The organism is Methanosarcina sp., from assembly GCF_049706645.1.
In the GTDB taxonomy this organism is placed as follows: domain Archaea; phylum Halobacteriota; class Methanosarcinia; order Methanosarcinales; family Methanosarcinaceae; genus Methanosarcina.
The window spans coordinates 14,984-39,029 of sequence record NZ_JBNAKP010000043.1; the positions used below are offsets into that span (position 1 = coordinate 14,984).

A 24,046-nucleotide genomic window follows, 5' to 3' on the forward strand; every position below is an offset into this window, starting at 1 on the left:
TAAACATTTTTATTATCTGGAGTCTAGCAAATTGAAACTACGTATGCACATAATCTTTATGTACTAGAAATGTTATTCACATCATACCAATTCCGACTAATCGCTTGTTCTTTAATTTGCCGTTTCCGGGATTAAGTCCCGCAGAGGCAATTATAGCGATGTTCGAACGCGATCGGGAATTTTTTTCCGCGTGAGTGAGATTATACAAATCTTGCGGAGGAACATACATTGGGTAAAAAATCACTGGTAAAACTGACAAGAAAAACAAATCCAAGAATCGTTTCTCTGATTCTTACCCTGAAAGATGGGGCAAACGCAAACAATGCCCCCATCTGGAAGGATATCGCGAAACGTCTTGAGATGCCGTCCAGAAACTATGCGGCTGTGAATATAAGTAAGATCAACAGGCACACTGCACAGGATGATATCCTGCTTATTCCGGGAAAAGTTCTGGGCGCAGGTCTCCTTGACCACTCTGTAACTGTTGCAGCTCTAACCTTCAGTGACTCTGCAATTGACAAGATCACTGGGGCCGGTGGCAAGTGCCTGAGTCTCGAAGAGATAATGGAAGCAAATCCAAAAGGGTCCGGTATCCGGATATTCCGCTGAGGTGTCGAAGATGACGGTTATCGATGCAAATGGGCTTATTCTGGGGCGTCTTGCAAGTACGGTTGCAAAACAGTTGCTTTCAGGAGACGAAAAGATTTATATTGTAAATGCTGAAAAAGCCGTAATTTCTGGCTCAAGGGCTACCACCCTCAAAGATTACCGGGAGACCCGGGAAAGAGGAGCTACGGAATTCGGGCCTTACTTCCCGAAGCGTCCGGACCGCATCCTTAAGAGGACTATCCGTGGCATGCTGCCCTATAAGAGAGCAAGAGGCAGGGACGCAATGTCCAGGCTCAAAGTCTATGTAGGTGTCCCCTATGAACTCAAGGGCGCTGAAACAATCACCATTGCAGATGCCGATATGAGGCTTTTAAGCTCCAGTAAATATATTGAGCTTGGTGAAGTGAGCCAGAAAATGGGTTCGAAGTTCTAAAGGGTGAGTCCTCATGGTCAAAGTAGTTAATTCATCTGGAAAGCACAAGACTGCAACTGCACGTGCAACAGTCACGAAAGGAACCGGTAAGGTCAGGATCAACAAAATTCCGCTCGAGCTATATACTCCAGAGCTTGTAATGATGAAGATCTCAGAACCTCTGCTGATCGCAGGAAATGAAGTGGTCTCCGGGCTTGATATTAATGTAGATGTCCGGGGCGGTGGAATTATCGGGCAAGCTAATGCGGTAAGAACCGCAGTTGCCAGAGGTATTGTGGAATGGACAAATGACACAATCATCAGAGATAACTTCGCAAGCTATGACCGCAATCTACTTGTAAGCGATTCCAGGCAGAAAGAGTCAAAGAACTTTGGTGGACCTGGAGCAAGGGCTAAATACCAGAAATCTTACAGGTAAGACTATGATCCCAGTCCGATGTTTCTCATGTGGAAAAGTAATCTCAAACTATTGGGATGAGTACAAAAGACGTGTCAATGATGGCGAAGATGGTGCCGCAGTGCTGGATGATCTAGGGATCACCCGCTACTGCTGCCGCAGAATGATTCTAAGCCATGTCGAACTCGTTGATGTGCTTTCGCCGTACCAGTAAGGGACCGTAGGGTAGCCTGGTCCATCCTTCGGCGTTCGGGACGCCGGAACCTGAGTTCGAATCTCAGCGGTCCCATTTCCCTATTTCAAGGGTGCTGGTTTTAGGCATGTACTGTAAAATATCAAACTTATCATGATTTTCAATTATCGGAATTCATCGGAGCGTTTTTAAGTTTAGGGTGATCAGTTGGTCAAGGAAAAGTATACCCGGTTCGAGCGTGCACGAATTGTAGGTGCAAGATCATTGCAGATTGCAATGGGGGCTCCTGTGCTTGTTGAAGATGACGGGCGGCTGGATCCTCTCAGTGTCGCTATTGAAGAGTTGAAGGCCGGAGTTATTCCTATCACGGTCAAACGTAAAATCAATTGAAAACGCAGTGGGATACATTTTCAGATATCGAATGTGTTTTATTGTTGATTCTATATTATGAGGTGACTTTATGGAGGAAATTGAGCAAACAGGGCAGGAGGAAACCGAAGAACAGCCTGTGCCTGAAGAAAATGCCGTGGCTGAAGCAAAACCTGCACCTGAAAAGGAAGCCGCAGCAAAAACCGGATCTGTTCCTGTAGAAACCGAGGATGAAGCAGCTTCTGCTAAAGAAGGTTCCACATCCCTTGTGTCCATTGACGAATACCTGGCAGCAGGTGTTCACATAGGTACCCAGCAGAAGACCCAGGATATGATGCGTTTCGTATACAGGGTCAGAACTGACGGATTATATGTACTTGACATCCAGTCAACAGACGAAAGAATCAGAGTTGCATCAAAGTTATTGTCTCATTACGATCCCTCAAGAATTCTTGTGGTTTCCTCAAGGCAGTACGGGCAGCACCCTGCAAGGATGTTTTCCAGGGCACTCGGCACCAGAGCAATGCTCGGAAGATTCATTCCCGGCTTGCTTACAAACCCTCAGATCCACGGTTTCTTTGAGCCTGATGTTGTAATCGTAACCGACCCTGCAGGCGACGCCCAGGTTCTGAAGGAAGCTTCCAGTATCGGTGTACCCGTTGTAGCACTCTGTGATACCAACAACCTGATTTCAAACGTGGACCTTGTAATTCCCACAAACAACAAAGGTAGAAAAGCTCTTTCCCTTGTCTACTGGCTGCTTGCAAGGGAAGTATCCCGGCTTAATGGCACTCCTTTCAACTACGAGTTGACCGACTTCGAAACACCTCTCTGATCCCGAGAAGCAGTCCTGCATACTGCAAGGCTATATAAAAATGACCCATATCTTATATGGGTGATACAAATGAGACAGCCAGCAGTTGCAGGGCAGTTCTATCCCCTGCGTCCTGAAAATCTGGAGAAAGAACTCAAGCAATGTTTTGAAGGTCTGGAGATCCGGGAACGAAATGTCCTCGGGGCAGTTTGCCCGCATGCCGGGTATGTCTATTCAGGGAAGGTCGCTGCACATGTTTATGCAGCTCTTCCCAAAGCCGACACATATGTTATTTTCGGTCCCAACCATACGGGATACGGCTCACCTGTATCAGTATCTACGGATACCTGGAAAACTCCCCTGGGAACACTCGAGGTTGATCGTGAACTTGCCGGGGGGCTGTCAGGAAGTATTATTGATGCGGATGAGCTCGGACACCGGTACGAGCATTCTATCGAAGTTCAGCTTCCTTTCCTTCAATACCGCTTCGATAATGATTTCAGGATTCTTCCTATCTGCCTGGGTATGCAGGATGAAGAAACCGCAACCGAGGTGGGGAACCTTGTAGCCAATCTTGCTTCCGAAAGCGGGAAAAAAATAGCTTTCATTGCATCCAGCGATTTTACTCATTACCAGCCTGCAAACCTTGCAAGGGAAATAGACAATGAAGTTATAGAGGCTATCCTTAATCTGGATATTTCGGGAATATATGAAAGGCTTTACAGGAGAAACGCATCCGTGTGCGGATATGGGCCGATTGCCGCGATGTTAACAGCTTCACAGAAGCTTGGTGCGAACCGGGCCGAACTGCTTAACTATTCAAACAGTGGGGATGTTTCAGGAGATATGAACGCAGTTGTGGGATATGCCGCGATTATCGTGGAGTAGAGAAATTCTGCGGAAAATGGAACATACTCGTTTTCAATTCAAGGATACCGGGATACTTACTTATACCGGAATAAATTTTTTATGGATTTTCACCGCTATCTACTTAATATAGGTTTGAAAAATAAGGTAGACATCCAAAAATAAATTGATTTTAATATTCAGAAACAAATTTACGGTGTATCCATAAATAAATTTACTATTACATTCAAAAATAAGTTTCCTATTGCATTCAAAAATAAATTCGCTTTCATATTAAAGTATAAATCACTGCTTTACATGCTTCAATCAAATCTGGGACTTTCAGAGGAATAACATGATTTCATATTCTGCACCCGGGAAAATCTATCTCTTCGGAGAGCATGCAGTCGTTTACGGAGAAACTGCAATAGCGTGTGCTGTTGAGTTGAGGACCCGTGTCAGGGCAGAAATCAGCGATTCTGTAGTAATCCAGTCACAGATCGGCAGAACAGGGATTGATTTTGAAAAGCATCCCTATATCTCCTCAGTTATTGAAAAAATAAGAGAAATCGTCCCGATAAAAGGCGTTATGCTGGATGTTGATTCCGATATTCCTGTAGGTTCCGGGCTAGGGTCGTCTGCAGCTGTGACAATTGCGAGTATAGGCGCTCTCAATGAGCTGTTTGGCTGCGGGCTTTCTCTTAACGAGATTGCAAAACTGGGCCATGAGATCGAAATTAAGGTTCAGGGAGCGGCAAGCCCCACAGATACCTATGTTTCTACTTTCGGAGGGGTTGTTACCATCCCTGACCGCAGGAGGTTGAGGACGCCGGATTGCGGAATTATAATAGGGGATACAGGAGTTTTTTCCTCCACAAAAGAGCTTGTGGCAGATGTCAGGAAGCTCCGTGAAAGTTACCCCGAACTTATCGAGCCCCTCATGGCTTCAATCGGTACGATCTCTAAAATCGGGGAATCTCTTGTCCTTGCAGGCGACTACCCTTCCATTGGCAGGCTTATGAACGTAAATCAGGGGATTCTGGATGCCCTTGGAGTAAATATTCTCGAACTTTCCAGGCTAATTTATTCAGCTCGGAAAGCCGGGGCTTTCGGGGCAAAAATTACAGGCGCTGGCGGGGGAGGATGCATGGTTGCCCTTACCGCACCTGATAAATGCATACAGGTTGCCGAAGCCATTGCAAAGGCAGGTGGCAAGGAAACCATAACAAAACCCACTGAGCAGGGCTTGAAATCCGAGTGAGCATCTCGAATCCACTCTAATAAATCGGTACCTAATTGAGAAAATTGTACCTTATCGAATAGCTGTATTGAATTGAAGAAGCTGTATTGAATTGAAGAAGCTGTATCGAATTGAAGAAGTTGTATCGAATTGAGGGATCCGTACTATATGGAGAACCTCTACTTTGTTGAAGCTTATTTCAATATTTCTGAAGCTTTATTTCATTATTTCGCGGTTACCAGTAAAGGAAATTTAAAAAAGGTATTAAGTGATATGGCATGAAGGTCTCAACAGAACCTGTTATCCTGAAACTTGGAGGCAGCATCATTACTGACAAAGCTGCAGATCAAGGGGTTGTAAGAGAAGCTGACCTCCTGAGGATTGCAAAGGAAGTTTCCGAATACCGGGGAAAAATAATTGTTGTTCACGGTGCAGGTTCCTTTGGGCACACTTACGCTAAAAAATACGGGCTTGACAGGAGTTTTGATCAGGAAGGAGCGATCATAACACATGAATCTGTCAAGAAACTTGCATCAAGGGTGGTAGATGCTCTGAATGAGTATGGAACCCGGGCTATAGCTGTACATCCTATGGGCTGTACGGTTTGCAGAAATGGGCGAATCGAGAGCATGTACCTTGATAACATTAAGCTCATGCTCGAGAAAGGTTTTGTACCGGTGCTGCACGGAGACGTTGTTATGGATTTTGAACTCGGAGCGTGCGTGCTCTCAGGAGACCAGATCGTTCCCTACCTTGCAAAAGAACTCAAGATCACCCGACTTGGGCTGGGGTCGGCAGAGGATGGAGTACTTGATAAGGATGGAAAACCCGTACCTGAAATCACCCCGGAAACTTTTGAAAATTTCAAGCATTACATAAGAGGCTCGGAAAGCACCGATGTTACGGGTGGTATGCTCGGGAAAGTGCAGGAACTTCTGGAACTTAGCAAAACGTCTTGTATTACATCACATATATTCAATGCCGGAAAAGAGGATAACATATATCGGTTCTTAAATGGAGACTCCATAGGAACTAGAATCAGTCCGGATAAAGGGTATGAAGTATGATCAACACGACTTCAAAGCGAAAGATCGAACACCTGAAGTTATGTGCTGAAAGCCCGGTTGAGTCCCGAAAAGTCAGCGCGGGCTTTGAGGATGTGACCCTGATCCACAGGGCGCTTCCGGAACTCGATATGGATAAACTGGACCTGTCTGTAGACCTTTTTGGAAAGCGCCTGCAAGCTCCTTTCCTTATCGCGTCGATTACTGGAGGGCATCCTGATACGATTCCTGTAAACGCTTCCCTTGCCGCCGCAGCCGAAGAACTGGGAGTAGGAATAGGAGTTGGCAGCCAGAGGGCTGCAATCGATGACCCTGCACAGGAAAAGTCTTTCAGGATTGTCAGGGAAAAAGCTCCGAATGCCTTTGTGTATGGGAATGTAGGCGCTGCCCAGATTCGCGAATATGGGGTTGACGGAGTTGAAAAACTCATAGAAATGATCGATGCCGACGCCCTTGCCATTCACCTTAACTTCTTGCAGGAAGCCATCCAGCCAGAAGGAGATAGGGATGCCACTGGCTGCCTCGATATGATAAAAGAGATCTGCTCAGTACTGGGCACGCCAGTAATCATTAAAGAAACAGGAGCCGGAATCTCAAGGGAAGATGCCTTTCTCCTCCAGAAAGCAGGCGTGTCCGCAATTGATGTAGGAGGCGCAGGAGGTACAAGCTGGGCAGGTGTTGAGGTATACAGGGCCAGGGAAAGTGGAGATTCGACCTCGGAACATCTTGGGGAACTTTTCTGGGATTTTGGAATTCCTACAGTTGCCAGCATTATAGAAGCCAGAGTTTCCCTGCCAATTATCGCAACAGGCGGGATCAGGACAGGGGTAGATATAGCTAAATGCATTGCTCTCGGAGCCAGTGCGGCAAGTGCAGCCCTGCCTTTTGTGGGCCCTGCCCTTGAAGGGAAAGAATCGGTTGTCAGGGTACTTTCCCGCATGCTGGATGAATTCAGGGTTGCAATGTTTCTCTGCGGCTGTGCAAACATACAGGATCTGCGTAACGCACCTGTGGTTGTTACTGGCTGGACCCTTGAGTACCTGGGGCAACGCGGCTTTAACGTAAAAGACTATGCAGTAGCAGGAGATGCTTTTTAAAGCATAGCAAAGATCTTCGGCTACTTTTGCCTGTTATCTGTATTAAAATTTACATTATACCGGTAAAGTCTAATAGCAGATACGTTCATTAGAAGGTTCGTTCCATAACAATATTTATACATGATATGAAAGTAATGTTCGAAATAAATCTTTAATATATGAATAATATTTCATATTTCCAGATAATGGAAAATCTATCCAGGATCATTAAGGACAATTATTAAGTCTGACTGAACTATCTGGAAGTCAGTAGCAATTACCCCAGAATCTACATCAGGATTCACAAAATACCAGAATATCAGTCACTGTAAAATTGGCTAAATTAAGGGTTAATTTCAGAGAATTACCCAAGATCCATTAAATTAACAAATTAGTCTCATAGAGTATCTAAGATCGGTTAAACCAGAGAATTAGTTTCATAGAATTACTGTAAAATCAATTAAACTAAGAATTAGTTTCACAGTTACCCAGGCTGAAATTACTTAGTATGAAGTGATTTCATTATTGGAATAGGAATAATTTATGATAATTGTCGACTCAGGAATCAACTGATGAGAGTTATCATGATAGGAATAATCCAGGTAAGAATGGATTAGTGAGAATCAGCAGGAATAAGAATCAGGAATAAGAATCAGGAATAAGAATCAATTAAAAATAGACCCAAATAGCAAAGCAGGTTACTGGATAAGCCCTCGGAGAATCGGCTTAAATAGAGGACTTTACGTTATGAAAGCACTTTAAAGTCGGAAATCTTACCCTGCAGAACTGGTTGAGAATCAGGTTCTTAAGAAATACTGAAATACTGGCCAGTAAAGGAAGAGCACGTAAAGGCTTCTGTTAATTGAACTAGTAGCCAGAAATCGTTCGATCTGGCAGGTAAAATCCTTTGAAGGAATGCATCTGAGGAAAAGAGGATTTGAAGGTAGTCCTGGGCAGTTCTGGAGCACTTAACAGGCACTTGAATATTTGTATACTGAAACAAATATATATCTAAAGTGGAATTCTTCTGCAAGAGATGCAAATGAATCGTCTCATCCGGGGGTTGAGTTCTCCCTGCGAGCAGGGTCTGAGTAGTGACTGCTCTAAGGCTGATTCTGTGTTAGATTCTATATTATGCTTTCCATTCACATCATGATATAACTTTAAGGTCATCTCCTGATCCATGTTTTGAGGATTGGGGTTCACAAGGATAAAAAAATACATAAGAGGTAAAAATATGACTGAAATAGGAATTGTTGCAGTCGGCGGTTATAATGAGATGGGCCGTAACATGACTGCGGTAATCATAGGTGAAGATATTATCATTCTGGACATGGGGCTTCGGCTCGATAGGGTTCAGATCCATGAAGACGTTGAAATTGACAAAATGCATTCACTCGAACTTATCGAGATGGGGGCAATTCCTGATGATACCATTATGAAAGAAATTAATGGTACTGTCCGGGCAATTGTCTGTACCCACGGGCATCTTGACCACATAGGTGCAATTCCGAAACTTGCCCACAGGTATAATGCCCCGATTATCTCTACACCATATACAGCGGCCCTTATCAAACAGCAGATCGAGGCCGAGCGCAAGTTTGAGGTTTGCAACAGGGTTATTCCGTTGAATGCGGGTGGGACCTACCAGGTTACGGAAGATATTTCCGTTGAATTCATCAATGTCCAGCACAGCATTATTGACTGTGTGCTTGCAGCAGTTCACACTCCAGTTGGATCGGTTCTTTACGCCTGCGACTTCAAACTGGACCGGACTCCGACAATGGGCGAAGCTCCGGACTTCGAGCGCCTCAAAGCCCTCGGAAAGGAAGGGGTTATTGCAATGATTGTAGAGAGTACGAATGCCGGGCGCTCAGGAAAAACTCCTTCGGAACAGATTGCAAAAGATATGGTGAGGGATGTGCTGCTCGGAACGGAAGAGTCCGATGTCGGGATGATCATCACCACCTTTGCCTCCCACATTCCCAGGCTAAAAGCAATTATTGAAGCAGCCGGGGAAATGGGCAGGATTCCTGTGCTTATGGGCCGCTCAATGGAACGCTATGTCGGGGCTGCGAGAGACACCGGATATCTGGAGCTGCCTTCCAATGTCGAGATGTACGGCCAGAGAAAAGATGTTGATAGGGCCTTCAAACGTATTATCCAGGAAGGGAAGAACAAGTACCTCCCAATCGTCACCGGGCACCAGGGGGAACCGGGTTCCATACTTACACGAATCGCAAACGGGGAGACGCCCTACACGGTTGAACCGGGAGACAGGATTATTTTCTCTGCAAATGTGATCCCGAGCCCCATGACTCAGGCTAACCGTTATGCCCTTGAGACCAAGCTTAAAATGCGGGGCGCCAGGATTTATGACAATGTGCACGTTTCAGGACACGCATACAGGGAAGACCACTGGGAACTTCTGCGCATGGTGAATCCTGAACATGTAATCCCTGCCCATGGGGATATGGAGATGCACGGACACTACATCGAGATGGCGGAAGATGCCGGATATGTACTGGGAGATACCGTACACCTCCTCAGAAACGGTGAAGTGTTATATATAGAAGAATAATTATTGTATAGGAAGTATATTCCGTACCTCGTGATGTTTATGATGCTAATTGATGAGATCAAAAAAAGAAGCGTCCATGTTGATGCCGCAATTAATGAGCTGCTTCCGGTAGTCCATCCCGAGGAGCTGTACAAAGCTTCTCGCTACCTGGTAGATGCCGGAGGAAAACGCCTCCGTCCCGCAGTTCTTATTCTGGCAGCCGAAGCTGCAGGCTCGAATCTCAAATCGGTTCTACCTGCAGCGGTGGCCGTGGAGCTTGTACATAATTTCACTCTGATCCATGATGACATAATGGATAGGGACGATATTCGCAGAGGGAGACCTGCGGTCCACACGATCTGGGGTGAAGCCGGAGCAATTCTTGCAGGCGATACGCTTTATTCCAAAGCTTTTGAGATCCTGTCAAAAGTCGAAAATGAACCTGTAAGGATCTTAAAATGTATGGATGTCCTCTCAAAGACCTGTACCGAAATCTGTGAAGGCCAGTGGCTTGATATGGATTTCGAAAAAAGAGAGAAAGTTACTAAACCTGAATATATTGAGATGGTGGAAAAAAAGACCTCGGTCCTTTATGCCGCTGCAGCTAAGATCGGGGCTCTTCTTGGGGGTGCTTCTGATGAGATTGCAGAGGCCTTATACCAGTACGGGCGCCTTATAGGGATTGGCTTCCAGATGTATGACGATGTTCTGGATATGGTCACTCCGCAAGAAGTACTCGGTAAAGTCAGAGGCAGCGACCTTATGGAAGGAAAACATACCCTTATCGTAATCGATGCATTCGAAAAGGGTGTGAAACTTGACGTTTTCGGGAAAGGGAAAGCTACTCCAGAAGAAACCGACGAAGCCGTCCGGATTTTAACCGAATGCGGATCAATTGATTACGTAAAAGATCTTGCAACTTCATACATTAGCGAAGGTAAAGCAAAACTGGATGTCCTGAGGGACTGCCCGGAAAAAGAACTTCTCCTTCAGATTGCTGATTATATGATCTCAAGGGAATACTAATTCCGGAAGCCGCCCGAGCGGCCGGAAACATCACAGAAAGTTGCGGCTCCATTAGCCGCAATAACCTGTATTTAACTGTATTTAACACTAGATTTATACTGTACTTACAATAGATATATACTAGATTTATACTAGGTTTGTCATATTTTCAGATTTTTCCTTAAATAACGGGTGTCAACTCTATTTTAAACCCTGTTTTAAATCCAGTTTTAAAAACTACATCAGGTAATATAGTTTTAAGAGCCAATACATATTTAAGAATCAGGATTTTCAGATTGAGTTTCCAGACCTGCGGCACGCAGTTAAAATCTTCAAAAAAAGTAATATGGGCAGGACTTTCATCCTGCTCCTTTTTTAATTAATGTTCGACTTTCAGGGTTTATTCACTTTCTGGACTCGATTGTGCTCTGGGCAGCTACAAGCCTTGCGATCGGGACTCTGTAAGGAGAGCAGCTTACATAGTCAAGGCCTATTTGATAGGCGAAGTTTATGGATTTCGGTTCTCCGCCGTGTTCTCCGCAGATTCCCATTTTAAGGTCGGGTTTGACGGAGCGGCCTTTTTTTATGCCGATTTTCATGATCTCGCCAACGCCTTCCTGGTCCAGAACTGCAAACGGATCGTGCTCAAGAATTCCTGCCTTCTGGTAGATGGGCACGAATTTGGACACGTCGTCACGACTGAATCCGAAGGTTGTCTGGGTCAGGTCGTTTGTCCCGAAGGAGAAGAAATCGGCTTCCATCGCGATCTTGTCTGCGATAATTGCAGCTCTGGGCAGCTCGATCATTGTTCCTACTTTGTAGTCGATCTTTACACCTTTCTCGGCCATGACCGTTTCTGCCATCTTGCAGACCTCTTCCCTGGTAACGGAAAGCTCTTTTACAAGGCCCACGAGCGGGATCATGATTTCAGGAACAATCTGCATTCCCTCGTTTGCAAGCTCGCAGGCTGCTTCCATGATTGCACGAACCTGCATATCATAGATTTCCGGGTAAGTTATTCCGAGCCTGCACCCTCTGTGGCCAAGCATAGGATTGAGTTCTTTGAGGGAAACTACACGCTGGATGATCTTCTTTACCTCGTCGATCTTTCCGCAGTCTCCTGAGACTTCGAGCTCCCTGAGCTTTGTGTCCAGCTCTTCCTTGTCAGGAAGGAATTCATGGAGAGGCGGATCAAGCAGCCTGATAGTTACTGGCAGGCCTTCCATACTGCGGAAGATCCCAAGGAAGTCTTCCTTCTGCATGGGGAGTAATCTTTTGAGGGCTTTTTTCCTGGACTTCTCGTCTTCGGCCATGATCATTTCCCTTACTGCGGGAATCCTGTCTTCTCCAAAGAACATGTGTTCGGTTCTGCAAAGTCCGATACCTTCAGCCCCGAGTTCGCGGGCAAGGCCTGCATCTGCCGGATTATCCGCATTTGTTCTCACTCCGAGAGTCCTGATGTCATCAGCCCAGAGAAGAACCTGCTTCAGGTCGTCATTTATTTCGGCATCAATCAGATCTACTTTCCCGATGATTACACTGCCTGCACTTCCGTCAATAGTAATATAATCGTGCTCTTTGATAGTGTGACCATTTACCATGAAAAGGCCGCTCTTTGTATCGATAGAGATTTCTCCGCAACCCACAACGCAGGGCTTACCCATACCTCTTCCAACAACTGCAGCATGAGAGGTCATTCCTCCGCGCACGGTAAGCACGCCCTGTGCAGCTGCCATTCCTCCTATATCTTCAGGAGAGGTTTCGGTTCGGACAAGAATTGTCTTTTCTCCGATCTCAGCCATATCCTCTGCCGCTTCGGCAGTAAATACAACTTTTCCTACAGCAGCTCCGGGTGATGCCGGAAGTCCTCTTGCGATTACTTCCAGTCTTGCTTTAGGATCGATTCTCGGGTGCAGGAGAAGGTCGATATGTTCGGCTTTAACCCTTGTGACTGCGGTATCCTTATCAATCAGCCCTTCTGCCACCATATCCGTTGCTATCTTCACGGCTGCGGCAGCTGTGCGCTTCCCTGTCCTGGTCTGCAGCATGTAGAGTTTTCCTTCCTGGATAGTAAACTCGATATCCTGCATGTCTTTGAAGTGGGCTTCAAGCCTCTGACAGATATCAACAAGCTGTTTGTAAGCGTCGGGGATTTTATTCCCAAGAGTGTCAATAAAGTCCGGAGTCCGAATGCCTGCAACAACATCTTCGCCCTGTGCGTTGATAAGGTACTCTCCGAAAAACTTTTTTTCTCCTGTAGACGGGTTTCTTGTAAAAGCTACTCCTGTGCCTGAGGTATTTCCTCTGTTACCATAAACCATGGTCTGTACATTGACGGCTGTGCCCCAGCTGTCATCAATCTCATTAAGTTTTCTGTAAGTGATGGCTCTCGGATTATTCCAGGATTCAAAAACAGCATTAATTGCCATCTGAAGCTGGATTTTAGGATCCTGAGGGAACTCAAACCCTTTTTCAAGTTTGATAACTCCCTTGAACCTTTCAGCCAGTTCTTTCAGTGCTTTTGCATCGAGATCGGTATCGGATTCGACTTTAAGTTCTTTTTTCTTATCTTCGATAAGAGACTCGAATCTATCGGAGTCAATACCCAAAACCACATCTCCGAACATGGAGATAAATCTGCGATAGCAATCGTAAGCGAACCTTTCGTCATTGACCTTGTTTGCGAGCCCGATAACGGATTTGTCCGTGAGCCCAAGATTAAGGACGGTATCCATCATCCCCGGCATGGACACCCTGGCTCCGGATCTTACAGAAACAAGCAGCGGATCACTCGGGTCCCCCAATTTTTTGTTGTTTAAAGTCTCGAGCTTATCGATCGCTTCTTCGATCTGTTTGAGTACTTCCTCAGAATAGTTCTGATTTTTTAAATAAAGTACGCAAACTTCGGTTGTTATTGTAAAACCTGGTGGTACTGGGACTCCGAGATTTGCCATCTCGGCAAGGCCTGCGCCCTTACCTCCAAGTAAGTCTTTCATACTACCTTTGCCATCAGTTACATCCTTACCAAAAAAATATACGAACTTGGACAATGAGTCTCCTCCCTGAAACGAGATCATTAATCGGAGTTAGTGACTGAAAATGACCATATATATGGTCTGATTGCTGCCAACAATGTCCATTTAATATATAAGGTTGTGGATTCCCTCTCCTCGATTTTATACTTTACTATCTTAAATTAGTTAAGACTAACGTATAATATAGGTCTTGCGATATCTTTATATACAATGAGCGTAGACTACATATGCTTTTCAGTCTATAATATATATTCTTATTTATGACTGACAGAATAACATGCTCAAAGCCAGGAGATTTTTGCCCTGAGCTGGAGAAATAGCTATTAATTATTCGTGGCTGATATGAAACGACTCGGTAAAGTGCTGCACAGATCAGGTGTTAAAAACCTGATAATTAGAGGGGATGAGGTAAAACCCGAGAATGTCTCAGGTAGTTTTCCTAAATTGAATTCGGTCGTTGTAGATAAGGCCCTGAATCGGATTGGTACGATTGTCAGTGTTTTTGGACCTGTAAATCACCCATATTTTTTAGTGAAGGGCTTTAAACAAACTCCTGATTCAGATTTTCGGGCTCTCGTTAATGAAAGAGTCTATATTCGGTGAGATCTCTGACATTGAATGCGCGTTTGAATTCTTTATTATGGTTTAACATTAACTGGTTTATATATTTTTTGCTGGTTATAGCCGTGATTTTTCTTCTCCTTCATTATATATATTTACAGTAATTTCAATGGTGCAGCCAAAGTACCGGGGAATATAAACATATGGTCATTTTAATTTGTAAGGTGATATAATATGGTAGAAGTCGAAAGAGTTCGCTATTCGGACACTCTTGAAAGAGAAAAAATACGTGCCATGATCAAAGCTCGCAAAGAGAAGCAAAAAGAGCAAAGTTTTGAGACCGAAAAGGCCGTGTGTCCAGAATGCGGCAGCAGGAACCTTGTTCACGACTACGAGCGAGCCGAGCTTGTGTGTGGGGACTGCGGACTTGTCATTGATGCCGATTTTGTGGATGAAGGCCCTGAATGGCGAGCTTTCGATCATGATCAACGTATGAAGCGTTCCCGTGTGGGTGCGCCCATGACATACACAATCCATGACAAAGGGCTTTCCACAATGATTGACTGGAGAAACCGTGATTCCTACGGAAAATCGATTTCTTCCAAAAACCGTGCTCAGCTCTATCGTTTAAGAAAATGGCAGCGTAGAATTCGTGTAAGTAACGCAACTGAAAGAAACCTCGCATTTGCATTATCCGAACTGGACAGAATGGCTTCTGCTCTGGGTCTGCCGAGAACTGTCAGGGAAACCGCAGCTGTTGTCTACAGAAAAGCTGTGGACAAGAACCTTATCCGTGGGAGAAGCATTGAAGGTGTCGCCGCAGCCGCTCTTTATGCCGCCTGCCGCCAGTGCAGTGTCCCAAGAACCCTTGATGAAATCGAAGAAGTATCCAGGGTCAGCCGGAAAGAAATCGGAAGAACATACCGCTTTATTTCCAGAGAACTTGCACTGAAGCTTATGCCCACGTCTCCAATCGACTATGTCCCAAGGTTCTGTTCCGGTCTTAACCTTAAAGGAGAAGTCCAGTCCAAGAGCGTTGAGATCCTGAGGCAGGCTTCCGAAAAGGAACTCACAAGCGGAAGAGGCCCCACAGGAGTTGCTGCAGCTGCAATTTATATTGCATCCATTCTATGCGGTGAGCGGAGGACTCAGCGGGAAGTTGCAGATGTCGCCGGGGTTACGGAAGTTACCATCCGAAACAGGTATAAAGAGCTTGCAGAAGAACTGGATATCGAAATTATCCTCTAAATTCTTTTTTATTTTTTCTTTCGCCAGCGGGTTCTCTATGTTATTATATAGAGAAATTTCCTATTTTTTGCATCTATTTTGTTTATCCGGGTTTTCCGGCTGTGTAAAGATTATCTTAAAAACAAATCCAGAAATTTCAAAGCTTTTGGTCTATAATGCTAACAATTGAAATTTTGAACGCTCTTCTTTTAGGTTTCTCGGTAGGGCTTACAGGTGCACTCGTTCCGGGACCCATGCTTTTTGCAACTATAGAGATTTCGCTGAAGAAAGGTTGGCTTGCAGGCCCTCAGGTCGTATTCGGGCATATGATCGTGGAAGTTTTGCTTTACATTCTGATCCTCTTTGGAGCTGCTTCGCTTGTTGACAGCGGCATGATTTCCGCAATTTTCCTTATAGGAGGACTTTCGCTTCTGGTTTTCGGGCTTATTACCTTAAAGGAGGCCAGAGCCGCAGCTTCTTCTGCGCAGATTTTTCAGGATTCTTCAGGCTTGAGACTGACTTCCAGCCCTACCCTTATAGGCCTTGTAACTTCAGTTTCGAACCCGTAGTTCTGGATCTGGTGGCTAACCGCAGGTGGTGCCCTCGTACTTAAGGAGTATGAACTGGGAATTATAACTGCAGGGGCTTACATGTTAGGACACTGGACCGCAGACCTGGGCTGGTTTACTGCCGTATCCGGATCATTTGGCCGTGGTAAAACCCTGTTATCCCCGAAAATGCATAGATATATTCTCTATACCTGCGGGACATTCCTTGTGATTTTCGGGTTATACTTTATGCTTAATTACAATAATTCAATTCAACTGGCCTGAGTTTAAGATTTCGTGGATTTATTTTTGGGTTCCTATCGTTTGGTTCCTATCTGCGAAACCATTTATTGTAATTCCTTACCAAAAATTTTAAAAAAGGAGGAATCTCCTATTAAAGGATCGCAAATCTGCAAATTTGCGTTTTTAGAAATTACTTTCCGACATAATCCTTTATTATGACTTACGCAGTTGAACTGAGAGATCAATGGTATTAAACCTTTAACTGTCTAAAACACCAGTTAAACTACAATGTCTATTGTACTTGATTTTGTACCTCAAGTGCGTAAGTCCTAATTATTACACCCTGGTTTTAACCCGCTGTTTTTTAATCTGTTGTCTTCTTAAAACCCCTTCTTCTTTATAAAACCTTGAAAACATGTAGACTCCTCCGCTGAAAGTCGACAGGAACAAAACCACAAGAATTCTCATATTTTTCACAGTTTTCCAGCTCCACCTGTTAGCTACGAATAAGGAGCTAAGAGCCAGAGTTATAAGCCCGAAGAAACCGTGTACATAAAGGATTGCAGGAGCTGCTCTGGCAATTATACGCCGTAAGCCGGAGTACATCATATACAGTAAAGATAATGCTCCCAGGGTGTATCCGAGAGTATTTATCTTCCCATGTCTCGGAATTCCTTCTTTTTTTGAACCGCTTAGCTTCAATGCAATGAATCCAAGCATATAAGTCAACAGTGTCGAAATCTGCAATTTAAGCGAGATTTTCCTTAGCTGGTTAGTGCCCACTCCCATTACCAATTTTAGCCCCCTTAAAATTAAGTTGTGTTTTTTACCTTATTTGAAAATAAGACCCAGGCTTGAAGACCCCTTTGGAAGCAAAGTTTCTGAGAAATCTTCCGTTACCGGAAAACTTACTCATGTTTCTTCAAAGCTTAATACCCGGATAAACAGCTAGATAGGTAGCAGAGTAATTAGCAGAATAAGTAATAAGAGAAATAGTTAGGTGAATAACCGGATAGGTAGCCGATAATTTTGGATAGCTTTTTAATAGAAGTATAACCTTAGGCTTCCGAAAGGTCGATTTTCCATGAAACGGCAGTGCGTAAAAGTCCCTAAAAAGAAAGGAGAGCCTGTAAGGAAAATGCTCCTTGAGCTTGAGATTCTTGATAACTCCGTAAAAATAAATGCAGATGAGACATTTCTTTATCTTCCCCTGACCAGAGAGCCTGCCCCTGACGAGCTGAAGAGTTTTCTTGAGGGAGCTGAACTTACAGAATGCGATTTTGAGCTCCAGGAAAAAAAACCTGTTCCTGAAGACCTGCTTGGTTTCAGCCCCGCCTATGAGGTAATAGGAGATATTGCCCTGCTGGAGGATCCTGATCTCGATACGCAGAAAGCTTCGAGAATTGCCGATGCTCTCCTCCGGACCCAGCCGAATGTAAAAACCGTACTTAAGCCCCTTACACCTGTAATCGGGGAATTCAGGGTCAGGGAATTTGAGGTTGTTGCAGGCGAGCCCAGGACCGAAACCATTCACAGGGAATACGGCTGCCGCTATAAAGTCGACCTTGTGCGGGCTTATTTTACACCCCGCCTTTCGACCGAGCGCTCAAGAATTCTCTCCTGGGTAAAGGAAGGGGATACCGTTGTCGATATGTTTGCAGGTGTCGGCCCTTACAGCATCCTGATCGCAAAGAGCAAAAAGCCTTCGAAAGTCCGGGCAATAGACAAAAACCCGGAAGCTGTGCGTTATCTCAGGGAGAATATAATTCTTAATTCTGTGAAAAACATCGAAGCAATCGAAGGCGATGCCAGGGAAGAAGCAAAGAAGTTTGCAGGCACTGCCGACCATGTGATTATGAATCTCCCTCACAACGCCTTTGAATTTCTGGATTCTGCGGTTCTCCTGACAAAACCCGGCGGAATAATTCATTATTACGGAATAACCCCTGAAGATGACCTTTTCGAAAGCTCCATCGAACTCATAAAGGCAGCTGCGGAAAAAGCAGGACGGAAAATCGAGGTACTGGAGAAAAGGGTAGTCCGTTCGTATGCCCCCCACCAGTATAATATCTGCATAGAAGCCAAGGTTATTTAAGGGAAAACTGGATTATTTAAGGGCGTTAGGGCTCCAGGCCTTGTAGAAACAAACAGTCCTGCAAAAATAAACAGCTTTGCACAAGCGAAATAATTAAATTCTAGATCGCTATTTTAAGTCTGCTTATTTTTCCCGTACATTTGCCGTCGTGGCTTAGCGGTATAGCGGCTGATTCGTAATCAGCAGGCCGAGGGTTCGAGTCCCTCCGGCGGCTCTCGTTAGTTTTGAGTGATCTTAGCAACTTTGAATATTTTCCTTAATTCACCCACTTCTACTATTCTCTGAACAAAATCACATCATCAGGCAATCATCTGTGCCTATTATTTGAGGAACCTTACCCCGGAGATATTTATTAAAGAAATCAAGGAGTAGCAAATTCATAATACTCTCAATTCTAGATATCTTAAAATATCGAAGAGTTTTACTGCCCGGAATTAATGTCCATTATTGGAGCGGAGGCCCACCGCGGGTATATGCCGTTGAGTCCAGGACAGCCAGCCAGTCGAAGTCGGTGAAGCTTTGGGGAGTTAGTGCAAAGTAGGTCGAGTTTTTCATACTGCCCGAGCGAATCGGAAGGGTTGCGATTTCAGAGGTTGGAAGCCTCTGGCCTTTGTGAGTCGGAATAAACCGCACCGGCCCCTGCACAGCAGTCAGCCGCGCTTCGAGAGTGCCGGCTTCGGGCTGGCTGATACCATTGGAGTCAGAAACGCCCACTGCAGAACCAATGACTGCATAGCGCGGGCCGAACATCTCATTGAGGTGAGATCCCACAGGCCACCATATTAATAAGTCAGTGCCCAGTTGCCATTGTGCCTTTCCGCGCTGCAGATGGCTGTTGTGAGCAAAGACCAGCACTTTCCCGCGGTCACGCTCACGGGACACGACGTACTCCAGATTATCCGCCATTATCACTTCACGGATGCCGAGACCTTCAATAATCCGTTTCCCTGGCTCCGACTTTCGCGCCAATGTAGCATGATAGTTTAGCAACTGCCGTGCGACCGTTGCATACTGCACAGCTTCTAGATAGCGGCTTTTGTCACTTTTAGCCACCAGCTCGGGGCGGCGTACATGCAGTTCTGAAATGAGATCCTCGGTTTCAATTCGGAGCGCAGTAGCAGCCGGTGACAGGCCTATTGACTGCGTAGGGTCCATCATTGCAGCGGGGTTCTCCCAATCAGCATCCTGGCCAAGAAGCGCATCAATACGTTCGCGGTGCTCCTTTGCGCTGATACTATCAATCGAGGTTAAGTAATCGAGAACAAAATGCAGGACCTGGCGTGGGCTATCGGTGCCGGTCATTTCGGTCGGACTGTCGAAGCCGTAGAACCGGAGTTTGACGTGATTGGAAGGATCGGCATTATATCGCCGCATCCATTCCACGAGTTCTCGATTCGCGTTGAGCCGGCCGAAGCCGTGGCTAAATCCGGTGTCCTGCACAGCCTCATACAATGCCGAGCCGCAGCCGGTTATGTAATCATTCACCAGGCGAGCCCGGGGGAAACTGCTCTCAATAGCAATGGCGCTGTAGCCGTGTACCTCCACCAGGCGCTGGAAGAGCCGATTACGGAGTATAAGAATGTCCTCGCCGCCGTGGAGTGCTTCCCCAAAGCCTAGCAACTCCACCGAGTCACCTAGTGAGGCAACGACCCTATCGACAGCGGTGTTGAAGGTTTCGAACGAATCGACAGAAAACGGAATTGCTTCGTCCAGAATCCAATCGTCGAGGGTGGTATACACCGGGTCGGGATTCCTGTAAAGTAAATTTTCTTTCATTTTCCCAAAACCTCCTGCTAATTAGGCCAATCCATACAGTTTTGTATTAATCTTTTTTCTTTTAGAGTCAACGATTTTTGATTTTTCTGGTGCCTGATGTCGTATAACGAATAATGCTTGCTGCGGTTAAGACATTCATGGTCAGCAGGCTGAGGGTTTGAATTAATCCGGCAGGTATTCACTTTTCGGGTTCGAGTAATCTCCCCCGCTTTCTGGAGTTCTACAGGCATAATTTATTTTAGATCCGGAAATTTTCCATAGATTCGTATTTTGAGAAAATCGATATCGTAAACAGAAAACATGAGAAATCCATTTCAGAGGGTGAGTTTCAGAATATTATTACGCATTATTGTTTCAAAACAGTTATTATTTGCAATATATTATATAAAGAGCAATAATTTTTATTTTTCACATTACCGTGATTAGCCCTAGTCTACAAAACCGAACTTTAAAAGGCTCATTATTTTTTACGGATTCTCAGCTTACATCGGTTCAAAACTAAAGTTTTCTTTACGGGGATAGTATGAGCAAATTACGCATAGCAACCTTCAACCTGGAGAACCTGGATGACAAACCCAACGAACTTCCGGCATTAAAAGAACGCATCTCTCTGATGCGGCCTCAGCTTCTCAGGCTAAATGCCGATATCCTTTGCCTTCAGGAGGTCAACGGACAGGAGGAGGAAGGATCACCACGCCGCCTGCTGGCTCTCGATGCCCTGCTTCAGGAAACCCGGTATGCCGGTTTTCACCGGGTATCCACAATGGCCGAAGACGGGTCCGGAGTTTATAATGAACGCAACCTTGTCATTTTGAGCCGGCATGAGATCCTGGAGTCTCACCAGTACAAACACCATTTTGCCCCTGCACCATTCTACAAAATCGTAACAGCCGAAGCTGCAGAGGGTGAAGAACGAAAAGCGGAAAAAATAAGCTGGCAGAGACCGATCCTCCATGCCAGGATCAGCATTGGGAACAGGATACTGGATGTTGTCAACCTCCATTTTAAATCCCGGATACCCACGGATATTAAAGGCCAGAAACTGGACACCTATACCTGGAAAACCGCGTCTGGCTGGTCGGAAGGTTTCTTTCTCTCTTCCATGAAGAGGGTGGGGCAGGCCCTGGAAACCCGGATACTGATTGACCAGCTCTTCAATCAAGATGAGGAAGCCTGGATATTCGTCTGTGGAGATTTCAATGCCGACCTGGGAGAAGTGCCTTTAGATGCGATCCGGGGTGAGGTGGAAAACACAGGGAATCGTAATCTGGCCAGACGCGTAATGCTTCCCTGCGAACTCAGTATCCCCGAAACTTCTCGCTTTTCACTTTATCACAGGGGAAAAGGGAGAATGCTGGATCACCTGCTGGTATCAAGAAGCCTGCTTGGATACTTTAAGGGATCGGAAGTGCATAACGAACTGCTGCATGACGAATCTATTGCCTTTGCGACCGAAGAGAAATTTCCGGAATCCGACCATGCGCCAGTGGTTGCAGAGTTCGAACTGCCTTGAGGACTTAAATTTCATATAACTGCAAACGGCCATCTGCAAACAGCCTTGAAAACTTGAAATTTTGCATCGCTGCATCTCCGAATGCTGATTAATCCGGATAGCAGATATCAAGACAAAGACAACCAGGTACAGTAGATCGACTTCAAATTAATTCACAAATCTTTTTTCCAGCCCGGGAACTCAATTCCTGCCGGAAACTAAAACGAGAATTACCCAGCAGTTCAGACTTATGTATTTTATTACAGGAATATGCTCTTAAAACTATAATCACGTTAATTATTTATTTCCTTAAAATATAACCGTATATGGAGCATATTTAATCATGAATGTTTTCAAATAAGAGTTGGTTCTCTTTTTATTACAATCATATATGTATATTTTTATAGATTTCCGAATTATGCTCAAGTAGGCGATTAAATAATATAATTGGGAGATAAAAACTTAAATCACTTTACAAATTCAAGGGCCAGACATAAATGCTTCTGCACATTTGTTCCGTCTTTCATTCTAGAAAACCCGGCAAAAGCCGGAGTTGAGGATGCAACCCTGACCATTCACCAGGACAGGAGCAGCCGCAAAGAAAGAGCGTCTGAAGTTCCCGATATAGGGACGCTTATGGGGGTCACCGCAGACGATGCCGATTGGCTAATCGGTGACGAAATTATGGGACCGAAATTGTACGGAGAGGCCCTTCGCTGCATGGCTGCTCCGGGGACTGCATATGATAATGAGCTTATGGGTAAGGACCTCAGCCTGATCATATGAGAGATTTTTGTAAAGGCCCTAACGATAACGGCGGTGTGCATATCAATAGCGGGATCATGAGCAAAGCTTTTTATCTTGCAGCACGGGAACTGGAGACTGAGAACGCAGCACTTATCTGGTATACCGCACTGCAGAATCTCTGGCCTACGGCAACTTTTAATGACGCAGTCACGCAGATCGTCAAAGCCACGCAGCTTCTTATAAAAAGTGAAAGAATAAGAAGCGGATCCACGCAAAAGGTGAGAGCAGCGTTTAAAGAAGTCGGACTGCCAGCGAAAGATGAGACCAGTATACCGAGCACTCCTACCGCCCAGTTAAGTCAGTTTTAATTTTTCATGCTCCCTGTGCTTTAAAAGTACAGGGAGGTCCTTCACAATGAAACAGGAATCGCTGGTTATATGCACATTGAGTTTGAAACTTCAGGCGGATACGCCAATATCAGTTTAGCATATCGTGGAGATACTGATAAACTTCCTCCAGAGGTTGCAGGTAAACTCTTGAAGCTTATAGAAAGCTCCAGAGTATTTGAACTTCAGCAAAGTGAAATCGCTCCCAGCACGGCAGGCCCTCCTGATGCGTTTATCTACAAGCTTACACTTTATGAAGGCGGTCAGAAAAAATCATTAACTTTTAATGATGCCACAGTGCCGGATCAATTAAAATCATTATTAGAGCTTTTGCAGGAGCTTGCATGGGAACAGCTTAGAAAAGACTAACAGCCTAGAAAAGACTAATAATGGTTTAAACTCTCTTATTTCAATTTTTTACAGCTATTGTCTGACAGGAATGAGAGATGGAAGTCTGGGAAGTATGGAATAAGTTTTTACTTTCATTCAGGGTTAAAATCATACTTTAAATCGGGATTAAATCCTTATTTAGCCTGTATTAGGTTCTTACATTTAGTTCTTATATTTTGGGCCCGCTGAGGGAACTGGCTGGATAATCCTGTTTTCATCACGAAAGTAGATGCGATTCTTTGACTTTTTGGCTGCATTCACCTCTAATAACCAGCCTGTATCGGATCAAATTAATCAGCCCATTTTACCTGGGGAGAGCAGGTGAGGAAATACGCAAATTTTACATTGTTATATATTTCTTTTCTATTATTACAGTTAAAAATCCTCTGCATTAGATAAAACCATTGGAAACCTTATAAAAACGTTTATCACTTTTATCTAAGATTGTTATAGCTAGTTTTCGCTATTGGGTGGGGAATTTGAACAAAAAGAAAGGACTTTGAGTTATCCTGATCATTATTGAGAAATTTAAGTTCTATTATTATTATATAATATCTACATTGTTATTTAATTAATAAGAGCTTCGGAAGTTTAATTTATTTCTAGCTGTCAGGATGGAACTAATTACCAGAGTTAAACATTATTTATTGAATACCGGAATCAGTAATATTGGTCTGTAACAGGTGTGACAGACGATCAAAATTTGGGGTAGTGTGCTAATCTCAGGTGGTATGTCAGTTAAGGTTCTTTGCACAATTCTCTATAATTTGCAAGATTATTGAACCTTGCCTCGAAAAGCAGTCTTAAGAGAAATGGCCCTGGATAGCAAATTTGATCTTCTATTATATGTGGAAATTTCTACCTCCGCAGAAAAAACTTGACAGACCGCTAAATTTTAAAGTTTAATTCTGCAAGCAAATTGTAAGCTTCTGGCACTTTG

22 protein-coding genes, 2 tRNA genes and 1 pseudogene are annotated in these 24,046 nt (G+C 44.6%); 22 read left to right on the plus strand and 3 right to left on the minus strand.

The window, feature by feature from the left end:
- The first annotated feature begins 228 nt into the window (after nucleotides 1-228).
- The 13 genes from ACPK8D_RS13970 to ACPK8D_RS14030 all read left to right on the plus strand — a co-directional run bounded on the left by ACPK8D_RS13970 (nucleotide 229) and on the right by ACPK8D_RS14030 (nucleotide 10,627).
- Complete coding sequence (locus tag ACPK8D_RS13970) at nucleotides 229-609, plus strand: 50S ribosomal protein L18e (RefSeq protein WP_424718469.1); 381 nt, start codon at nucleotides 229-231, stop codon at nucleotides 607-609.
- A gap of 10 nt (nucleotides 610-619) precedes the next feature.
- Nucleotides 620-1,042: a 50S ribosomal protein L13 gene (locus ACPK8D_RS13975; protein WP_424718470.1), complete on the plus strand. Its 423-nt coding sequence runs from the start codon at nucleotides 620-622 to the stop codon at nucleotides 1,040-1,042.
- 13 nt (nucleotides 1,043-1,055) lie between these two features.
- Nucleotides 1,056-1,460 (plus strand): 30S ribosomal protein S9, encoded by a 405-nt coding sequence (locus ACPK8D_RS13980; RefSeq protein ID WP_424718471.1) that lies wholly within the window; start codon nucleotides 1,056-1,058, stop codon nucleotides 1,458-1,460.
- Between the two features lie 4 nt (nucleotides 1,461-1,464).
- Nucleotides 1,465-1,653: a DNA-directed RNA polymerase subunit N gene (locus ACPK8D_RS13985; RefSeq protein WP_310575648.1), complete on the plus strand. Its 189-nt coding sequence runs from the start codon at nucleotides 1,465-1,467 to the stop codon at nucleotides 1,651-1,653.
- Nucleotides 1,654-1,728, plus strand: a tRNA-Pro gene (locus tag ACPK8D_RS13990).
- A gap of 111 nt (nucleotides 1,729-1,839) precedes the next feature.
- Nucleotides 1,840-2,022 (plus strand): DNA-directed RNA polymerase subunit K, encoded by a 183-nt coding sequence (locus ACPK8D_RS13995; RefSeq protein WP_424718472.1) that lies wholly within the window; start codon nucleotides 1,840-1,842, stop codon nucleotides 2,020-2,022.
- Between the two features lie 70 nt (nucleotides 2,023-2,092).
- On the plus strand, nucleotides 2,093-2,836 hold the full coding sequence (gene rpsB / locus ACPK8D_RS14000; protein ID WP_424718473.1) for a 30S ribosomal protein S2: 744 nt from the start codon (nucleotides 2,093-2,095) through the stop codon (nucleotides 2,834-2,836).
- Between the two features lie 63 nt (nucleotides 2,837-2,899).
- The gene (locus ACPK8D_RS14005; RefSeq protein WP_424718535.1) at nucleotides 2,900-3,703 is read left to right on the plus strand and encodes an MEMO1 family protein; all 804 of its coding nucleotides are present in this window, start codon (nucleotides 2,900-2,902) and stop codon (nucleotides 3,701-3,703) included.
- Nucleotides 3,704-4,016: 313 nt separating this feature from the next.
- Nucleotides 4,017-4,922 carry a mevalonate kinase gene (locus ACPK8D_RS14010; protein WP_424718474.1) on the plus strand — a complete coding sequence of 302 codons (906 nt, stop codon included), beginning with the start codon at nucleotides 4,017-4,019 and terminating at the stop codon, nucleotides 4,920-4,922.
- A gap of 257 nt (nucleotides 4,923-5,179) precedes the next feature.
- A complete protein-coding gene (locus ACPK8D_RS14015) occupies nucleotides 5,180-5,968 on the plus strand; it encodes an isopentenyl phosphate kinase (protein WP_424718475.1) in 789 nt (262 codons plus the stop codon).
- The gene (gene fni / locus ACPK8D_RS14020) at nucleotides 5,965-7,062 is read left to right on the plus strand and encodes a type 2 isopentenyl-diphosphate Delta-isomerase (RefSeq protein ID WP_424718476.1); all 1,098 of its coding nucleotides are present in this window, start codon (nucleotides 5,965-5,967) and stop codon (nucleotides 7,060-7,062) included. Before ACPK8D_RS14015 ends, fni begins: the two co-directional genes overlap by 4 nt.
- Before the next feature lie 1,216 nt (nucleotides 7,063-8,278).
- Complete coding sequence (locus ACPK8D_RS14025) at nucleotides 8,279-9,622, plus strand: RNase J family beta-CASP ribonuclease (RefSeq protein WP_424718477.1); 1,344 nt, start codon at nucleotides 8,279-8,281, stop codon at nucleotides 9,620-9,622.
- Between the two features lie 39 nt (nucleotides 9,623-9,661).
- Nucleotides 9,662-10,627, plus strand: a complete 966-nt coding sequence (locus ACPK8D_RS14030) for a polyprenyl synthetase family protein (protein ID WP_424718536.1) — start codon at nucleotides 9,662-9,664, stop codon at nucleotides 10,625-10,627.
- A 383-nt stretch (nucleotides 10,628-11,010) separates the two neighbouring features.
- Here the strand turns inward: ACPK8D_RS14030 and ppdK are convergent, their stop codons facing one another.
- The gene (gene ppdK, locus ACPK8D_RS14035) at nucleotides 11,011-13,656 is read right to left on the minus strand and encodes a pyruvate, phosphate dikinase (protein WP_424718478.1); all 2,646 of its coding nucleotides are present in this window, start codon (nucleotides 13,654-13,656) and stop codon (nucleotides 11,011-11,013) included.
- Nucleotides 13,657-13,983: 327 nt separating this feature from the next.
- On the opposite strand from ppdK, the gene ACPK8D_RS14040 reads away from it, so the two are divergent.
- From ACPK8D_RS14040 to ACPK8D_RS14050, 3 genes and pseudogenes are all read left to right on the plus strand, one after another.
- Complete coding sequence (locus ACPK8D_RS14040) at nucleotides 13,984-14,244, plus strand: Gar1/Naf1 family protein (RefSeq protein WP_424718479.1); 261 nt, start codon at nucleotides 13,984-13,986, stop codon at nucleotides 14,242-14,244.
- A 192-nt stretch (nucleotides 14,245-14,436) separates the two neighbouring features.
- Nucleotides 14,437-15,450: a transcription initiation factor IIB gene (locus ACPK8D_RS14045; RefSeq protein ID WP_048142134.1), complete on the plus strand. Its 1,014-nt coding sequence runs from the start codon at nucleotides 14,437-14,439 to the stop codon at nucleotides 15,448-15,450.
- A gap of 155 nt (nucleotides 15,451-15,605) precedes the next feature.
- A pseudogene (locus ACPK8D_RS14050) lies at nucleotides 15,606-16,262 on the plus strand (LysE family transporter).
- Nucleotides 16,263-16,556: 294 nt separating this feature from the next.
- Here ACPK8D_RS14050 and ACPK8D_RS14055 read toward each other — a convergent pair.
- The gene (locus ACPK8D_RS14055; RefSeq protein WP_424718480.1) at nucleotides 16,557-17,015 is read right to left on the minus strand and encodes a hypothetical protein; all 459 of its coding nucleotides are present in this window, start codon (nucleotides 17,013-17,015) and stop codon (nucleotides 16,557-16,559) included.
- Nucleotides 17,016-17,304: 289 nt separating this feature from the next.
- Between ACPK8D_RS14055 and ACPK8D_RS14060 the strand changes: the two genes are divergently transcribed.
- Together ACPK8D_RS14060 and ACPK8D_RS14065 are read left to right on the plus strand one after the other, a co-directional pair.
- Complete coding sequence (locus tag ACPK8D_RS14060) at nucleotides 17,305-18,315, plus strand: class I SAM-dependent methyltransferase (RefSeq protein WP_424718481.1); 1,011 nt, start codon at nucleotides 17,305-17,307, stop codon at nucleotides 18,313-18,315.
- A gap of 142 nt (nucleotides 18,316-18,457) precedes the next feature.
- Nucleotides 18,458-18,529 (plus strand) — tRNA-Thr (locus tag ACPK8D_RS14065).
- Between the two features lie 230 nt (nucleotides 18,530-18,759).
- On the opposite strand, the gene ACPK8D_RS14070 is transcribed toward ACPK8D_RS14065, so the two are convergent.
- Complete coding sequence (locus ACPK8D_RS14070) at nucleotides 18,760-20,091, minus strand: erythromycin esterase family protein (protein ID WP_424718482.1); 1,332 nt, start codon at nucleotides 20,089-20,091, stop codon at nucleotides 18,760-18,762.
- 523 nt (nucleotides 20,092-20,614) lie between these two features.
- Here ACPK8D_RS14070 and ACPK8D_RS14075 point away from each other — a divergent pair.
- From ACPK8D_RS14075 to ACPK8D_RS14090, 4 genes are all read left to right on the plus strand, one after another.
- The gene (locus tag ACPK8D_RS14075; RefSeq protein ID WP_424718483.1) at nucleotides 20,615-21,604 is read left to right on the plus strand and encodes an endonuclease/exonuclease/phosphatase family protein; all 990 of its coding nucleotides are present in this window, start codon (nucleotides 20,615-20,617) and stop codon (nucleotides 21,602-21,604) included.
- A 426-nt stretch (nucleotides 21,605-22,030) separates the two neighbouring features.
- On the plus strand, nucleotides 22,031-22,369 hold the full coding sequence (locus tag ACPK8D_RS14080; RefSeq protein ID WP_424718484.1) for a M4 family metallopeptidase: 339 nt from the start codon (nucleotides 22,031-22,033) through the stop codon (nucleotides 22,367-22,369).
- The gene (locus ACPK8D_RS14085) at nucleotides 22,366-22,698 is read left to right on the plus strand and encodes a M4 family metallopeptidase (protein WP_424718485.1); all 333 of its coding nucleotides are present in this window, start codon (nucleotides 22,366-22,368) and stop codon (nucleotides 22,696-22,698) included. Before ACPK8D_RS14080 ends, ACPK8D_RS14085 begins: the two co-directional genes overlap by 4 nt.
- A gap of 69 nt (nucleotides 22,699-22,767) precedes the next feature.
- Nucleotides 22,768-23,085: a protealysin inhibitor emfourin gene (locus ACPK8D_RS14090; protein ID WP_424718486.1), complete on the plus strand. Its 318-nt coding sequence runs from the start codon at nucleotides 22,768-22,770 to the stop codon at nucleotides 23,083-23,085.
- The last annotated feature ends 961 nt before the right edge of the window (nucleotides 23,086-24,046 follow it).

Coding starts and splice junctions, on each gene's coding strand:
- ACPK8D_RS14030 (WP_424718536.1), top strand. CDS start 9,662: ATGATGCTAATTGATGAGATCAAAAAAAGAAGCGTCCATGTTGATGCC.
- ACPK8D_RS14010 (WP_424718474.1), top strand. CDS start 4,017: ATGATTTCATATTCTGCACCCGGGAAAATCTATCTCTTCGGAGAGCAT.
- ACPK8D_RS13980 (WP_424718471.1), top strand. CDS start 1,056: ATGGTCAAAGTAGTTAATTCATCTGGAAAGCACAAGACTGCAACTGCA.
- ACPK8D_RS14040 (WP_424718479.1), top strand. CDS start 13,984: ATGAAACGACTCGGTAAAGTGCTGCACAGATCAGGTGTTAAAAACCTG.
- ACPK8D_RS14075 (WP_424718483.1), top strand. CDS start 20,615: ATGAGCAAATTACGCATAGCAACCTTCAACCTGGAGAACCTGGATGAC.
- ACPK8D_RS14070 (WP_424718482.1), bottom strand. CDS start 20,091: ATGAAAGAAAATTTACTTTACAGGAATCCCGACCCGGTGTATACCACC.
- ACPK8D_RS14025 (WP_424718477.1), top strand. CDS start 8,279: ATGACTGAAATAGGAATTGTTGCAGTCGGCGGTTATAATGAGATGGGC.
- ACPK8D_RS13975 (WP_424718470.1), top strand. CDS start 620: ATGACGGTTATCGATGCAAATGGGCTTATTCTGGGGCGTCTTGCAAGT.
- rpsB (WP_424718473.1), top strand. CDS start 2,093: ATGGAGGAAATTGAGCAAACAGGGCAGGAGGAAACCGAAGAACAGCCT.
- ACPK8D_RS14090 (WP_424718486.1), top strand. CDS start 22,768: ATGCACATTGAGTTTGAAACTTCAGGCGGATACGCCAATATCAGTTTA.
- ACPK8D_RS14060 (WP_424718481.1), top strand. CDS start 17,305: ATGAAACGGCAGTGCGTAAAAGTCCCTAAAAAGAAAGGAGAGCCTGTA.
- ACPK8D_RS14085 (WP_424718485.1), top strand. CDS start 22,366: ATGAGAGATTTTTGTAAAGGCCCTAACGATAACGGCGGTGTGCATATC.
- fni (WP_424718476.1), top strand. CDS start 5,965: ATGATCAACACGACTTCAAAGCGAAAGATCGAACACCTGAAGTTATGT.
- ACPK8D_RS14015 (WP_424718475.1), top strand. CDS start 5,180: ATGAAGGTCTCAACAGAACCTGTTATCCTGAAACTTGGAGGCAGCATC.
- ACPK8D_RS14045 (WP_048142134.1), top strand. CDS start 14,437: ATGGTAGAAGTCGAAAGAGTTCGCTATTCGGACACTCTTGAAAGAGAA.
- ACPK8D_RS13985 (WP_310575648.1), top strand. CDS start 1,465: ATGATCCCAGTCCGATGTTTCTCATGTGGAAAAGTAATCTCAAACTAT.